This window comes from Actinoplanes subtropicus (assembly GCF_000721705.1).
Classification (GTDB): domain Bacteria; phylum Actinomycetota; class Actinomycetes; order Mycobacteriales; family Micromonosporaceae; genus Actinoplanes; species Actinoplanes subtropicus.
On the sequence record NZ_JOJL01000002.1, the window covers coordinates 244,940 to 260,002 of the forward strand.

Annotated in this window: 13 protein-coding genes; 2 read left to right on the forward strand and 11 right to left on the reverse strand. The window is 72.8% G+C overall.

Going from position 1 to position 15,063, the window contains the following annotated elements; all coding sequences use genetic code 11:
- Window positions 1-38: 38 nt before the first annotated feature.
- The 9 genes from IH26_RS0103105 to IH26_RS55405 all read right to left on the reverse strand — a co-directional run bounded on the left by IH26_RS0103105 (window position 39) and on the right by IH26_RS55405 (window position 10,109).
- Complete coding sequence (locus IH26_RS0103105; RefSeq protein ID WP_030434558.1) at window positions 39-1,046, reverse strand: sugar phosphate isomerase/epimerase family protein; 1,008 nt, start codon at window positions 1,044-1,046, stop codon at window positions 39-41.
- A 17-nt stretch (window positions 1,047-1,063) separates the two neighbouring features.
- Complete coding sequence (locus IH26_RS0103110; RefSeq protein ID WP_030434559.1) at window positions 1,064-2,005, reverse strand: sugar phosphate isomerase/epimerase family protein; 942 nt, start codon at window positions 2,003-2,005, stop codon at window positions 1,064-1,066.
- Window positions 1,989-3,185 (reverse strand): Gfo/Idh/MocA family protein, encoded by a 1,197-nt coding sequence (locus IH26_RS0103115; RefSeq protein ID WP_051807517.1) that lies wholly within the window; start codon window positions 3,183-3,185, stop codon window positions 1,989-1,991. The genes IH26_RS0103110 and IH26_RS0103115 overlap by 17 nt, the downstream gene beginning before the upstream one ends.
- Before the next feature lie 64 nt (window positions 3,186-3,249).
- The gene (locus tag IH26_RS0103120; RefSeq protein ID WP_030434561.1) at window positions 3,250-4,296 is read right to left on the reverse strand and encodes a substrate-binding domain-containing protein; all 1,047 of its coding nucleotides are present in this window, start codon (window positions 4,294-4,296) and stop codon (window positions 3,250-3,252) included.
- Between the two features lie 90 nt (window positions 4,297-4,386).
- The gene (locus IH26_RS0103125) at window positions 4,387-5,409 is read right to left on the reverse strand and encodes an ABC transporter permease (RefSeq protein WP_157437008.1); all 1,023 of its coding nucleotides are present in this window, start codon (window positions 5,407-5,409) and stop codon (window positions 4,387-4,389) included.
- Window positions 5,406-6,938 (reverse strand): sugar ABC transporter ATP-binding protein, encoded by a 1,533-nt coding sequence (locus IH26_RS0103130; protein WP_030434563.1) that lies wholly within the window; start codon window positions 6,936-6,938, stop codon window positions 5,406-5,408. The genes IH26_RS0103125 and IH26_RS0103130 overlap by 4 nt, the downstream gene beginning before the upstream one ends.
- A gap of 15 nt (window positions 6,939-6,953) precedes the next feature.
- Window positions 6,954-8,144 carry an ROK family protein gene (locus IH26_RS0103135; RefSeq protein ID WP_245664891.1) on the reverse strand — a complete coding sequence of 397 codons (1,191 nt, stop codon included), beginning with the start codon at window positions 8,142-8,144 and terminating at the stop codon, window positions 6,954-6,956.
- A gap of 112 nt (window positions 8,145-8,256) precedes the next feature.
- On the reverse strand, window positions 8,257-8,913 hold the full coding sequence (locus IH26_RS0103140; protein WP_030434565.1) for a response regulator: 657 nt from the start codon (window positions 8,911-8,913) through the stop codon (window positions 8,257-8,259).
- Entirely contained in the window at window positions 8,910-10,109 is a 1,200-nt protein-coding gene (locus IH26_RS55405) for a sensor histidine kinase (RefSeq protein ID WP_051807373.1), read from the reverse strand. The genes IH26_RS0103140 and IH26_RS55405 overlap by 4 nt, the downstream gene beginning before the upstream one ends.
- 152 nt (window positions 10,110-10,261) lie before the next feature.
- On the opposite strand from IH26_RS55405, the gene IH26_RS0103150 reads away from it, so the two are divergent.
- Both IH26_RS0103150 and IH26_RS0103155 read left to right on the forward strand, forming a co-directional pair.
- A complete protein-coding gene (locus IH26_RS0103150) occupies window positions 10,262-10,753 on the forward strand; it encodes a hypothetical protein (RefSeq protein WP_030434567.1) in 492 nt (163 codons plus the stop codon).
- Window positions 10,754-10,843: 90 nt separating this feature from the next.
- Window positions 10,844-11,707: an MEDS domain-containing protein gene (locus IH26_RS0103155; protein WP_030434568.1), complete on the forward strand. Its 864-nt coding sequence runs from the start codon at window positions 10,844-10,846 to the stop codon at window positions 11,705-11,707.
- 3 nt (window positions 11,708-11,710) lie between these two features.
- Here the strand turns inward: IH26_RS0103155 and IH26_RS0103160 are convergent, their stop codons facing one another.
- Entirely contained in the window at window positions 11,711-13,906 is a 2,196-nt protein-coding gene (locus IH26_RS0103160) for an ATP-binding protein (RefSeq protein ID WP_034213555.1), read from the reverse strand.
- A gap of 66 nt (window positions 13,907-13,972) precedes the next feature.
- Window positions 13,973-15,004: an NAD(P)-dependent alcohol dehydrogenase gene (locus IH26_RS0103165; RefSeq protein ID WP_030434570.1), complete on the reverse strand. Its 1,032-nt coding sequence runs from the start codon at window positions 15,002-15,004 to the stop codon at window positions 13,973-13,975.
- Between the last annotated feature and the right edge of the window lie 59 nt (window positions 15,005-15,063).

Here is a 15,063-nt window from a genome sequence, read left to right on the forward strand (position 1 = left end):
GCCCGCCGGGGGCCGACAACCCCGGCGGGCCACTTTGTTCAGCTGCCGCTGGTGAAGGCGGCGTCGAAGGCGGCGGCCGGCGGGTCGAAGGCGAGCCGGTGGACGAACTCCCGTGCCTCGCGGGCGCCGACCAGGCGGTCCATCCCGGCGTCCTCCCATTCGATCGACAGCGGGCCGCGGTAGCCGATCGTGTTGAGGGCACGGAAGCAGTCCTCCCACGGCACGTCGCCGTGGCCGGTGGAGACGAAGTCCCAGCCCCGCCGCGGGTCGGCCCAGGGCAGGTGGGAGGCGAGGCGGCCGCGGCGGCCGTCGCCGGTGCGGACCTTGGCGTCCTTGCAGTCGACGTGGTAGATGCGGTCGGCGAAGTCGAGGATGAAGCCGACCGGGTCGAGGTCCTGCCACACGAAGTGCGACGGGTCCCAGTTGAGCCCGAAGGCGGGCCGGCGCCCGATCGCCTCCAGCGTGCGGGTGGTGGTCCAGTAGTCGTACGCGATCTCGCTGGGGTGGACCTCGTGCGCAAAGCGCACGCCGACCTCGTCGAACACGTCGAGGATCGGGTTCCACCGGGCCGCGAAGTCCGCGTACCCGTCGTCGATCATCGCCGCGGACACCGGCGGGAACATGGCCAGCAGATGCCAGATCGAGGAGCCGGTGAAGCCGACGACGGTGTCCACGCCGAGCCGGGCCGCGGCGCGGGCGGTGTCGGCCATCTCCCGCGCCGCGGCCCGCCGGACCTGCTCGGGGTCGCCGTCGCCCCAGATCCGTTCGGGCAGAATGTCCCGGTGCCGGCGGTCGATCGGATGGTCGCAGACCGCCTGCCCGACGAGGTGGTTGGAGATCGCCCACACGCCGAGGTCGTACTTCGCCAGCGTCTCCCGCTTGCGCTCCACATAAGACTCGTCGGACAGGGCCCGGTCCACCTCGAAGTGGTCGCCCCAGCAGGCGATCTCCAGGCCGTCGTAGCCCCACTCCGCGGCCAGCCGGCACACCTCCTCGAACGGCAGGTCGGCCCACTGGCCGGTGAACAGCGTGATCGGTCGCGCCATGGGGTACCTCCGAAGCGTCAGAAGCGGATCGACCGCAGAAAGTCGTGGCCCACCCGGGCCGTGGTCAGGGCCGCCGCGCCGGCGTCGTCCCGCTCGATGGTGTACTCGTGGTCCTCCGGGTGGTCGACGACGGCGAAGATCCGGGCGAAGTCGATGATGCCGCGGCCCGGGTCGGTGAACGCGCCGCCGGTCGCCGTCCAGGTCATGTCCTTGACGTGGAACTGCCGGATCCGGTGCTGGTTGGCCGCGATCAGCTGGACCGGGTCGCGGTGCGCGTACCAGGCCCAGTAGAGGTCGATCTCGAAGTGCACCAGCTCCGGATCGGTCTCGGCCAGCAGGATGTCGCAGCCCACCAGTGGCGTGTCGGTCAGCGGGTAGAACTCGAAGTAGTGGTTGTGGTAGCCCAGCCGCAGCCCTGCCTTGCGGGCCAGCGCGCCGGCCTTGTTGAGGTCGGCGGCGAAGGCGGCCCACTCCACTCCGGTGGTGGCCGACAGGATCTGGCCGTTCTGGAATCCCTTGATCGGCCCGACCGGGTTGACGATGTAGCGCTGCCCGATGGTGCGGGCGTCGGCCAGGGTGCGCTGCCAGGCGGCCGCGTCGAACGGCTGCGGGATGGCCTGGTGGCCGGAGCTCGACCACAGCCGGTGGCGGTCGAGCGCCCGCTTGAAGTCGGCCGCGGTCCGGCCGGCGAATCCGGCGTGCTCCACCTTGGTGAAGCCCAAGCCGTGCAGCCCGGCCAGGGTGCCGTCGAGATCGGCGGTCAGCAGGTCGCGCAGCGTGTAGAGCTGGATGCTGATCTGGTCGACCGGGATCCGGTTGCGGCCGCGGCCGCCGTCGGCGGCGAGGGCGGGAGAGCCGGCGCCGATCCCGGCGGCCGCCGCTACGCCCGCGACGCCCGCGGCGGCGCCCAGGAAGCCGCGGCGGCTGACCGGGGTGGGGGTGTCACATCCGATGCACATAGTTGCTCCTTGCGTTGCTCGTTGACGGGGACTCGACGGCCGTCCAGGCCGAGCCGGCGTTCGCGCTCTGTTGCACGGCGTCCAGGACGAGCTGCACCCGCAGGCCGTCCTCGAAGGAGGGCCGGGGATCGGTACCGGTCGCGACCGCGTCGATCAGGTCGCGCATTTCGTGGGTGAACGAGTGCTCGTAGCCGATCAGGTGCCCGGGCGGCCACCACGCCGTCAGGTAGGGGTGTTCCGGCTCGGTGACCAGGATGCGGGTGAAGCCCTGCTCGGTGCCCGGCCCGGTGGCGTCGTAGAACTCGATCTCGTTGAGCCGCTCCAGGTCGAACGCCACCGACCCCAGCTCGCCGTTGACCTCGATGCGCAGCCCGTTCTTGCGGCCGGTGGCGAAGCGGGTGGCCTCGAAGCTCGCCACCGCCCCGCCGGACATCCGGGCCGTGAACAGCGCGGCGTCGTCCACCGTGACGTCGCCGAACTGCGGCGCGCCGGCCGCGGCCACGGCGGCGAGACCGGACGACCGGGACGCCAGCGGCCGACGCCGTACGAAGGTCTCGGTCAACGCGCTGACGCCGGTGACCGACTGGCCCGTGACGTACTGGGCGAGGTCGACGATGTGCGAGCCGACGTCGCCCAGCGCCCCGGAGCCGGCCCGCTCCCGCCGCAGCCGCCAGGTCAGCGGGAACTGCGGATCGCCGAGCCAGTCCTGCAGGTAGACCGCCCGCACGTGGCGGACGGTGCCGATCCGGCCGGCGTCGACCAGCTGCCGCATCAGCACGACCCCGGGCACCCGCCGATAGTTGAAACCGCACATCGCCCGTACGCCCCGGGCGCGCGCGTCGGCCGCGGCGGTGGCCATCAGCCGGGCCTCGGCGACCGTGTTCGCCAGCGGCTTCTCGCAGAGCACGTGCTTCCCGGCGGCCAGCGCCGCGACGGCGATCTCGGCGTGGCTGTCCCCGGGCGTGCAGATGTCGATCAGGTCGATGTCGTCGCGCTCGACCAGGGCCCGCCAGTCGGTGACCGCCTCGTCCCAGCCGAGCCGGCTCGCGGCGGCTTTCGTCCGGTCGGCGTCGCGACCGCAGACGGCGACCATCCGGGCCCGCAGGGGCAGGTCGAACACCCGGTTCACGGTGCGCCACGCCTGCGAGTGGGCGGTGCCCATGAACGCGTGCCCGATCATCGCGACCCGCAGGTCCGGGCGGTCCGGTGTGGACAAGGTCGGCACTCCTCAGTTGTCGAAAAGGTCAGGAACGGAAGCCGAGCGGCAGGTACTTGTCGACGTTGTCCTTGGTGATCGTTTCCGAGGCGAGCACGATCTCGCTCGGCACCTGCAGCTCGACCAGGTCGGACAAACCCTTGCCCTGGCCGATCAGCCGGGCCAGGGCGATCGCCGAGGAGGACATCGTCGGCGGGTAGGTCACCGTGGCCTCCAGCGGCGAGTCGCCGGACTTGATGTGCTCCATGGCGTCCAGCGAGCCGGCCCCGCCGACCATGAAGAACTCCTTGCGCCCGGCCTGCTTCACGGCCGCCAGCACGCCGACGCCCTGGTCGTCGTCGTGGTTCCAGAGCGCATCGATCTTCGAGGCGGCCTGCAGCAGGTTCGCGGTCACGTCCTGGCCACTCTGGACGGTGAACTGCGCGGCCACCCGGTGACTGACCTTGAGCCCGTACAGCGCCAGCCCGTCCTTGAACCCCCGCGACCGCTCCTGGGTCAGCGGCAGGTTGTCGATGCCGGCGATCTCGGCGATCACCGCCCCGGTGTTCCCCTTCAGCTTCGTGCCGATGTAGTGGCCGGCAGCCAGGCCCATGCCGTAGTTGTCGCCCTTGATGAGCAGGCGGGAGGCGCTCGCGTCGGAGAACTCGCGGTCCAGGTTGACGACCGGGATCCCGGCGTCCATCGCGGCCTTGCCGGTGGCGGTGAGCTGGGCGCCGTCCTGCGGCAGCAGCACGATGATGTCCGGCTTCTGCTGGATCAGCGTCTGCAGCGCGGCCACCTGGGCCGGCGCGTCCTTGCCGGCGTCCACCTGGGTCAGCTTCACGTCCTTGAACAGGGCCGCCTGCTTCTTGGCGTTGTCGGTGATGGCCCGGATCCAGCCGTGGTCGGCGGCCGGTGCGGAAAACCCGATGGTGACGGTCTTGCCGGGGGTGTCGTTGCCCGTCCCGGTCAGCTTGGTCTGCCCGCTGTCGGTCTCTTCCTTGGTGGCGTTGGAGGTGCAGCCGGTCAGCACGATGCCGGCGCCGAAGGCCGCGCCGCCCAAGAGCAGCCGGCGGCGGGACAGGTCTTGTTTCATCACGACCTCCTGGTCGGAATTTGGGTGTGTTCGTCCGGGCGGCCGTCGCGAAGAGACGGCGCCTGGTGCGTACGAAGGAAAGGTTTTGGGTTATGCCGGGCGCCGCAGCGCACCGATCCGGAACTGCTGGATGAGCACGGCCGCGACGATGATCGCGCCCTGGGCGATGAGCTGGTACTCCAGTTGCAGGTTCTTGATGACGAAGAGGTTGCTGATCTGGGTGAAGACGACGACGCCCAGGATCGACCCGACGATGGTGCCGCGGCCGCCGCTGAGCAGGGTGCCGCCGATGATGGCGGCCGCGATCGCGCTGAGCTCGTAGAGGTTGCCGTGGTCGGAGGAGCCGGCGTTGGACAGCGAGGTCACCATGATCGCGGCGATCCCGCAGCACAGGCCGGACAGCATGTAGATGAGCACGGTGTGCCGGCGCACGTTGAGGCCGGCCAGCCGGGCCGCCTCGGCGTTGCCGCCGATCGCGACGGTGCGCCGGCCGAAGGTGGTGCGGTTGAGCAGGATCCAGCCGAGCGCCGCGACCAGCAGCATGATCCAGACCAGCTCGGGCACGCCGAGGATCCGGTCCACCGCGATCTTGTTGATCGCGTCGACCTTGACGATCTGGGTCAGCTTCCCGGAGATCTTCTGGGACAGCCCGCGCGCGGCCACCATCATGGCCAGCGTCGCGATGAAAGGCACGAGCCGGCCGTACGCGATGAGCAGTCCATTGACGAGCCCGCTGGCCGTGCCGACGACCAGCGCGGTAAGGATCATGACGCCGGGACCGTAGCTCTGCGTGGCCACCGTGGTGCACCAGACGCTGGCCAGGGCGAGCAGCGCGCCGACGGAGAGGTCGATGCCCCCGCTGATCATCACGAAGGTCATCCCGACCGTGACCACGCCGATGCTCGCCGCCTGGGTCAGCACGGTCAGCTCGTTGGACCACAGCCGGCCGCCGTCCAGGAAGATGTCCGGCCGGACGACCGCGCCGATCAGGTACAGCAGCGCCAGCACGCCGACCAGGCCGAGGTTGCGCCGCACCGGCTCGCCGCGGTCGGACCGCAACCAGCTCGTGCCGTCGGCCGGGGACGGCGACCGGCGGGTCATCACGTCGATCATGAGGGTTCCTCTTCCCGGAGCGACCCCGCCATCACGAGATCGAGTACGGTGTCCTCGTCCAGTTGGGCGGCCGGCGCCTCCCGCACGATCCGGCCCTCCCGCATCACCAGCACCCGGTCGGACAGTCCGAGCACCTCGGGCACCTCGCTGGAGACCAGCAGCACGCCCACCCCGCTTTCGGCGAGCGAGCGGATCACGCCGTACAGGTCGGCGCGGGCGCCCACGTCGACGCCCCGGGTGGGCTCGTCGAGCAGCAGCAGCTTGGTGTCGCCGAGCAGCCACCGGCCGAGCACCACCTTCTGCTGGTTGCCGCCGGAGAGCGTGCGCACCGGCCGGCGGACGTCCGCCGGCACGAGCTGCAGCGAGCCGGCGACCCGGGTCGCCTCCGCCCGCTCCCGGGCCGAGTCGGTGAAGCCGGCCCGCGCGAACCGGGCGAAGGTGGCCAGCGTGGCGTTGCGGTAGACCGGCTCGTCGAGCAGCAGCGCCTGGCTCTTGCGCTCCTCCGGCGCCAGGCCCAGCCCGGCCCGCACCGCGGCGCCGACCCGGCCCGGCCGCAGCACCGCGCCGCCGAGCCGGACCCGGCCGGCCCGCGCCCGCCGGGCACCGTAGACGGTCTCCAGCAGCTCCGAGCGGCCGGCGCCGACCAGCCCGGCGATGCCCACGATCTCGCCCGGGTGGACGGTCAGCGAGACGTCGGCGAACTCGCCGTCCCGGGTCAGCCCCTCGACGGCGAGCAGGGGCGGGCCGCTCGGCGTGAAGTCGCGGCGCTCGGGGAAGACGTACTCGATGGTCCGGCCGGTCATCCGGGTCACCAGTTCGCGGGTCGGGGTGGTGCGGGCGGGCAGGTTCATGGCCGAGGTGGCGCCGTCCTTGAGCACGGTGACCCGGTCGCCGATCTCGCGGATCTCCTCCAGCCGGTGGGAGATGTAGATGACGGCGATGCCCTGCGCGGTCAACTCCCGGACCACCCGGAAGAGGTTGGCGACCTCGTCGTGCGCCAGCACCGCGCTCGGCTCGTCCATCACGATCAGCCGGGCCCGCCGGGACAGCGCGCGGGCCATGCTCACGATCTGCTTGGCGGCCGGGGAGAGCCGGCCCACCGCGCGGCCCGCCGGGATCTCGGGATGGCCCAGCCGGCCGAGGAGGTCCCGGGCCGCCCGCCGCTGCGCCGGACGGCGGACGAAGCCCGCCGTGCGCGGCTCGTGGCCGAGGTAGATGTTCTCCGCGACGCTGAGCTCGTCGACGAGATCCAGCTCCTGGTAGATCGTCGCGATGCCGGCCGACATGGCGGACTGCGGGTCGGCGAAGGTCACGGTCTCGCCCCGCCACCAGATCTGTCCCGCGTCCGGCCGGTGCGCGCCGGCCAGCACCTTGATCAGGGTGGACTTGCCGGCGCCGTTCTGCCCCAGCAGGCAGTGCACCTCGCCGGCGCGCACTTCAAGATCAACACCATCCAGCGCCCGTACGCCCGGAAAGGTTTTGACTATCCCGGTCAGCCGCAGCACCGCCGGATCGTCCCGCTCGGTCATCTGCCGCCCCGCCCGTCAGGAAGGCCGGCCGAAGGCGAGGTCGCTGGCGAGCACGGCGGCGCCGACCACCCCGGCCCGCGGGCCGAGTTCGGAGAGCACGACCGGCAGGTTGCCGGTGGCCAGCGGCAGCGACCGGCGGTAGACCACGCTGCGGATCTCGGCCAGCAGCAGGTGCCCCAGCCCGGAGAGCCCGCCGCCGATCACGATCATCGACGGGTTGATGAAGCTGACCAGCCCGGCCAGCACGCCGCCGACCCGCCGGCCGCCCTGGCGGATGAGCTGCACGCACAGCGGATCGCCCTCGGCCGCCCCGTCCGCGACGTCGCGCGCCGTCAGCGTCCCGCTCTGCGCGAGCCGCTCGGCGAGCGCGGGGGACCGGCCGCCGCGGGCCGCGGCGAGCGCGTCGCGGGCCAGCGCCGTGCCCCCGAAGACCGCCTCCAGGCAGCCGACGTTGCCGCACGCGCAGACCGGCCCCTGGCTGTCGACCTGGATGTGGCCGATGTCGCCGGCGCAGCCGTCGGTGCCCCGGTAGACCTGGCCGCCGAGGTAGATGCCGCAGCCGATGCCCGTGCCGATCTTCAGGAACAGCATGTTGTCCACCGAGTGCGCGACGCCGCCGTAGCACTCGCCGATCGCCATGATGTTCACGTCGTTGTCGACCACGACCGGGCAGCCGTGCTCGCGGCTGAGCACCTCGCGGACCGGATAGCGGTCCCAGCCCGGCATGATCGGCGGCGACACCGGCACGCCGTCGCGGAAGCTGACCGGGCCGGGCACCCCGATGCCGATCGCCTCGAGCCGCTCGTACGCGCCCTCCACCTTGAACTTCGCCAGGATCTCGCTCACCCGGTGCAGAATCACCTTGGGCCCGGAGCGGATGTCGGCCGGCTCGGAGTACGCGGCGACCGGCTCCAGCCGGCCGTCGGTGATCTCCACATCGATCGAGGCGGCGCCGAGGTCGACGGCGGCGAACCGCAGGTCACCGCGCAGCTCCACCAGCGTGGAGCGCCGCCCGCCCCGGGACGCGGCCGGGCCCGCCTCGCGCACGATCCCGCTGCCCACCAGCGCCTCGAGCTCGGTCAGCAGGCGCGGCCGGGGCACGTCGAGTCGGTCGGCGAGCTCGGCGCGGGACAGCGGACCACGGTCTCGCAGCAGCTGCAGCAAGCGTTGCGACAGCGGACGGATGGCGGACTGCTCGACATCCACGGCAACCTCCCGGTTCGGCTCCTGAGCCGAGACGCTACGTACTTATGCCGAAGCTGTAAATAGTTTCCTCTCGTCATGAAGAACTTTTGTTGAGATCAGCAGAAGTCCCGGGCTACGCGTTGGGGCGGACGAGCCCGTGGTCGTACGCGGCGATGACGGCGTGGACGCGGTCGCGCAGGTCCAGCTTGCGCATGATCGCCGAGACGTGCGTCTTGACGGTGGACTCGCCCAGGTACATGGCCTCGGCGATCTCCTGGTTCGTCAGTCCGCGGGCGATGTGGACGAGGACCTCGCGCTCGCGGACGGTCAACGCCTCCAGCCGGTCGTCGGTCGCGGTCGCGGGCGCGGTCCGCGCGAGGTGGTCCAGCAGGCGGCTGGTGGTGGCGGGGGCGATCACGGCCTGGCCGGCGGCCACGGTCCGGATGGCCTCGACGAACTGGTCGGCCCGGGTGTCCTTGAGCAGGAACGCGCTGGCGCCCGCCCGGATCGCGGCGAAGACGTGCTCGTCCGTGTCGAAGGTGGTCAGGATCAGGATCCGGGCGGCGGGGCGGGCCTCGAGGATCCGCCGGGTGGCGGTGATGCCGTCCATGCCCGGCATCCGGATGTCCATCACGATGACGTCCGGGGCCAGCTCGCGGGCCAGGCGTACGGCCTCCTCGCCCTCGCCGGCCTCGCCCACGACGGTGATCTCGTCGCGGCCGCCGAGAATCAGCCGGAAACCGGCCCGCACCAGGTCCTGGTCGTCCACCAGCAGGACACGCGTCGTCACCGGGTCTCTTTCCGTCCGTCGGGCAGTGGGAGCCGCGCCAGCACCTGGAATCCGCGCGGATGCCGGTTGCCCGTGGCGAGCGTACCGCCGAGATTCGTCACCCGTGATCGCATGCCGGTCAGGCCGCGCCCGCTCCCCGGCCACGGCTCCGTCGTGGGCCGGGCCGGGTTTCTACCCCACCCGTCGTCGACGACCTCCACGACGAGTTCGGGCGACTCCACCCGGACGGTGACCGCCGCGCGGTGGGCATGCGCGTGGCGCAGCGTATTGGTCAGCGCCTCCTGGATGACGCGGAACGCGGTCAGTGCGGTCGCCGGGGGCAGGCCGGGGACGTCGCCGCCGATGTCGAGCGAAACGTCGAGGCCGGCCGCGCGGACGTGCCCGACGAGGTTCTCCAGCCCGGACAGGGCGGTCTCGGACCTGGCCGGCGGGTTGTCCTCGGTCTCGGTTCCGGTCTCGTGCAGGGATGCCAACACGGCGCGGAGATCGCCCAGGGCCTTGCGGGCGACGTCACCGATCGTCTCCACCGCCGCCTTCGCGCCGGCCGGGCTGCGCTCGAACGCGTCGGCGGCCGCGGTGGCCTGCACGACGACGACGCTGAGCGTGTGCGCGAGGACGTCGTGCACCTCCTGCGCGATCCGCAGGCGCTCCTCGGCCGCGGCGGAGCGCACCGCCAGCGTGGTCTCGCGGGCGGCCGCCGCCGCGCGTTCGCGGAGGCGTTCGACGTGCTCCCGGGTCCTGGTCGACTGATCGCGGCGTACCCCCACACGCAGGCCGGCCGCGACGGCCAGTTGACACAGGGCGCAGATCGCGGCGGGCGCCAGATTCAGCGGCCGGTCGACGAGAAAGGTCTCCCCGCAGGTGAAGGCCACGAGCAGCGGGATGCTGCGCATGGTCACGCCGGACCGGGACGCCACGGTCGCGGCCGCGACGAGCGCCGCCGCGGTGGCCACCCCGTCGGCGCCCAGCAGCTGCGCGCTCGCGACGTCGGCGGTGACCGTCGCGGCCAGCACGGTCAGCGGGAAGGCCGGGCGAGCGAGCAGGCACAGAGCGGCGGCCACCCCGGCGGCCCAGGCGGCGGGCGGCCAAGGCGGCGACGCCGACAGCCCGTGCCCGGCCGCGACACCCGCCGCGAGCACCGCGATACCGACCGCCACGAGCCGGCGCCCGGCACGGGTCTCGAGGAACGACTCCACGATCGCAAACTAACCAAGATCTGTCCCGCGGGCGGAGACGATCTCCCTCCACGGGTGGAGAGGCTCCGGCTCGCGGCCTGATCCGCGGCGGCCTCCCGCTTGCCTACTCTCATGATCGAACAACCGAGACCCACCGGAACAGGCGAGGAAAAATGTTCGATTTCGACGAGTTGGCGCGCAAGACCCAGCGGATCCTGAGCGTGGACCGGCCGATCATCGTGGGGATTCTCGGCGTGCCGAGCGACCTCGTCGGCGACATCACCGCCATCATCACCGCCGGATCCATCGCCGACGACCTGGGGGTCAGCGCCCTCACCGACGGGATCCTCACGGCGGGCGGGCTCCGCGCCGCGCGGGAGGTCAACGCCCGGTCCCAGGGGGTGAGCGTGCGCCTGGTCGTCGCGGTCACGCCGGAGACGATCCACCTGCTGTCGCTGCCGGCCGTCGGCACCAACCCGGGCAAGGAGGTCATGCGCTTCCACCGGGCCACCACGAGCGTGCAGGTGAGCCGGCACGGGCTGGCGCGCCGGATCAAGCTCACCGACTTCGACAACGGCCAGAAGATCCGGCTGACCGGCGGGGTCGCGCCGTGGTCCCGGTATGCGGCGGGCACGAAGGCGATCGTCAGCGAGCTGACCCCGTAGCGCGGGGTCACCCGACCGGGCGTCGTAGCTCCCCTCGGGGCCGGGCGGCGTGTTTAGCTACGGCGATCGGCGGGCGTCGGGAGGCTGGACATGGAGAAGCGGGTCCCGGTGGAACGGTTGGGGCTGGGCGACCACGCGTGCCTGGCCACCGGCGATCACGAGGCGCGGTGGGAGTTGCTGACCGCGTACACCCAAGCCGGTTTCACGCGCGGTGAGCGGGTGATGCTGATCCTGGATCCGGACGACCTGAGCGACGACGACGCGGTCGCGCGGCTCGACGCCGGCACCGGCCGGGCGCCGGCTGCGGCGCGGGCCGGGCAGCTGGACCTGAGCCGCAACGTCGACGTGTACGTGCCGGACGGCAAGCTCTCCAAGACGCGGATGCTGCGGGCCATGAACCAGGCCTGGGAGGCGGCGGCGGGTGCCGGCTACGCGGGCGTGCGGGCCGGTGGCGACATGCGCTGGGCGCAACGGGCGGGGGTGCCCGACGACGAGGTCGTGGACTACGAGGCGTTCATGGCGAACCTGTTCGTGGACCCGCGGTTCGTGGGCCTGTGCTGGTACGACCGGATCACGTGCAGCGACCATCTGGTGGCCGCGACCCTCGACGTCCACCCGCTGCAGGTGATGGAGCGGCTCGACACGCTGGAGGTCACGTCGTCCGCGGACGGTGTCCGGGTGGCCGGGCGGGTCGGGGAGGCCAACCGGGCGGGCCTGGCCGCGCAACTGGGCGACCTGGTGGCCGGCGGGTCGAGCGGTGGGCCGGTTCGGTTCGACCTGGACCTGACCGATCTGCTCTTCATCGAGGCGCACTACGCCTGCCAGTTCATCGAGTTCGCCGCGGCGCTGCCGGCCGAGGCGCGGCTCGCCGTGCGCTGCGGCTCCACGCTGGCGGCGGTCCTGCGCGGTCTGGGCGCCGGCGACGTGCCCCAACTGGAGCTGCGGGAGGCCTGAGCGTTACCGCTCCTGGCCCGCCATCCAGGCCGCCACCTGGCTGCGATTGGCGAGCGACAGCTTGGTCAGGATGTGCTCGACGTGCGACTCGGCCGTCCGGCGGGAGATCACCAGCGTGGCGGCGATCTGCTGGTTGGTCAGGCCCCGAGCGATCAGCTGAGCGACCTGGAACTCGCGCGCGGTCAGCGGGACGTCCGGGCGGGCCGCCGGCGCGGTCCCGCCGCCGTCGGCGTCCCGCGGGCCCAGGTCGTAGCCCTGCCGGTACGCCTGCTCGAAGGCGTCGTCGCCGAGGGCCGCGCGGGCCAGCCGCTCGGCGATCCTGGTCCGGCCGGCCCGCTCGTGCACCGCGAACGGGTCGTTGCCGCCGGTCTCGTACCAGATCCGTTGCGCCGCACCGCGCAGCGTCGCGGCCTGCCGGGGCGCGCCGCGGTCGGCGTCGATGAGGGCGAGCAGCTCGAGCGTCCAGCCGGTGGCGAGCCGGTCCTGGGTCACGTACTCCAGCCGCAGGCAGTCCTCGGCATGCCCGGCGGCCGACTCGACGTCACCGAGGGCCCACTCGGCCAGCGCCAGCGCGCAGAGCACGTGCGAGCGGGTCCATTGCTCGCCGTACTGTTCGCAGACCACCAGGGCCTCGGCGCACACCGGCACGGCCCGCCGCGGCCACCCCCAGGTGGTGAACGTGAGGGCGACCTCGACGCGGCTGAGCACGTGGAAGGTCAGCTCCGGGTCGGCGTCGCCGGGGCCGTCCGCGATCATCTCGGCCAGCCGGCCGATCGGCGGCAACCGATCCTCCGGCACCGCGGGTCTCGACGGGGCGCCGGCGACCAGGATCGCGCCGATCCGCGAGCGGATCGCCGCCATGGCTCCGGCGGCCCACCGGGTACGCCCGGCGGCGGGCGCCCGCGCGCCGGCGCTCTCGTGCAACCTCCGCGACCAGTAGACCGCCTCCGTCCACTGTCCGCCGATCCAGTAGAACCAGAGACTCTCCAGCAGGCGCAGGCCCGCCTCGGCCTCGCCGGGGGTGGTCCGGCAGAACTCCAGGGCCGCGCGCAGGTTGTCGTGCTCGGCCCGCATGTGCCGCATGAGCTCGGCCTGGTGCGGGCTGAACCAGCGCCGGTGACCGTCCTGCCCCAGCCGCAGGTAGTGGTCGCGGTGGCGGCGCCCGGTCTCGATCCGCTGCTCGGGCGTCAGCTTCTCCTGGCCGTACTCGCGCAGCACGGTGAGCAGCCGGTAGCGGGCCGCGCCGTCGGCGTGGTCGCGGACCAGAACCGACTTGTCCACCAGCCCCACCACCGCGTCGAAGGCGTCCTCGCCGCAGATCGCGGTCGCGGCGTCGAGGTCGAAGCTGCCGGGGAAGACCGACAGGCGGGCCCACGCGCGCTGCTCCGCCGGCGTGCACAGGTCGTGGCTCCAGGCCACGGCGGCGCGCAGCGTCCGGTGCCGGGGTGCCGCCGGACCGTCCGCCCCCAGCCGGTACAGGTCGTCCAGCCGGGCGTCGAGCTGCTCGACGCTCAGCGCCCGCAGCCGCGCCGCGGACAACTCGATCGCCAGCGGCAGCCCGTCCAGCCGATGGCACAACCGGGCCACCGTCTCGACGTTCGCCACGGTGATCTCGAAATCGGGGTCGACCGCGGCGGCCCGGTCGGCGAAGAGCGTGAGCGCGGGGAACTCGGCCACGGCCCGCGCCGTGGCCGGCGCCGCCCCCGGATCGGGGGTACGCAGCGGCGGCACGTCCAGGAGGTGCTCGCCGGTGACCCCCAGCCGGTGCCGGCTGGTGGCGAGCACCCGGACGCTCTCGGCCGCGGTCAGCATCGCCTTGACGAGATCGGCACACGCGTCGAGCAGGTGCTCGCAGTTGTCCAGCATCAACAGCAGCCGCCGGGCCCGCAGATGGGCGAGGATCGCCTCCATCGGCGACTCGCCGGTCCCGCCCCGGATGGCGAGCACGTCCGCGACGGCGTACGGGACGAGCCGGCCGTCGCGCAGGGCATCCAGCGGCACCAGGTGCACCCCGTCCGGAAAGGCCCGCGCCACCGAGTGCGCCGTCCGCGTGGCCAGCCGCGTCTTGCCGACCCCGCTCGGGCCCGTCAAGGTGACCAGCCGGGTGGTGGCCAGCAGCCGCTTCGCCTCGGAGAGCTCGTGCCGCCGGTCGACGAAGCTGGTCGACTCAGCCGGAAAACCGGCGACGTTCCGGGACACCACACACCCTGCCTACCGCACCGCGGACAGCGGTGACAGACCGCGAGTGCGAGGCGGCCGAGGCTCCTACGCGATGGTGGGGTCGGGGATCAGGACGGCGCGGCCGTGGAGGGTGCCGGCGCGCAGGCGGTCGATCGCCTCGTGGGCCGCCGCGAGCGGGAAGCGCTCGACCTCGACCGTGAGGGCGCCGCCGCGGGCGAGCGTCACCACCTCGGCGAGGTCGTCCCGGGTGCCCCAGAACGGGAGCGACACGCGGGCGCCGGCCGGCAGCGGGCCCGGCTTCCGCAGGGTCAGGTGTCCGCCGCCGCTGCCGACGATCACCAGGTCGCCGTCGGCGCGCAGGCTCCGGGCGGCCAGGTCGAGGGTCGCGTCGGTGCCGGCGAAGTCGAGCACGACGTCCGCGCCCCGCCCGCCGGTGGCCTTGCGGATCGGGCGGTCGGTCTCCGGCGTCGCGGGCAGGCTCAGGTGGGCGCCGCAGCGGGTGGCCAGCGCGAGCGCCTCCTCCCGGACGTCGACCGCGATCACCGTGCTGGGCGTCAACCGGCGCAGCAGCTGGACGGCGAGATGGCCGAGCCCGCCGATCCCGATGACGGCCACCGTGGTGCCGTCCTGCAGCGCGGGCCGGCAGCGCTGGACGGCGTGGTACGGCGTCAGGCCGGCATCGGCCAGCGGTGCCGCCTGCGCGGGGTCGAGATCGCCGATCGGTACGAGATACCGGGCGGACGGGACCAGCACGTAGTCGGCCATGCCGCCGTCCCGGCCGAGTCCCAGGCCCGCCCAGGACAGCTCGGCACGCCGGTCGCAGTAGTTGTCGCGGCCGGCGAGGCAGCGGGGGCAGCGGCCGCAGCCCCACGGTCCATACACCACCACCGGGTCGTCCGGCGCGACGCCGGTGGCTTCCGGCCCGAGCTCGCAGACCACGCCGGCCACCTCGTGGCCGAGCGTGAACGGCGCCGGAAAGGTGGCGGCGCCGTCGATGACGTGCAGGTCGGAGTGGCACAGCCCGGCGGCCGTCATCCGGACGAGCACCTCGCCGCCGCGCGGGGCCGGCCGGTCGACGTCGGCCAGCACGGGGCCGGGCATCCGGAGGGCTCTCATGTTGACACCGGCATCGCGACAGGGTAGCAAACTGATATCAGTTCAGCATAGAGGAACGC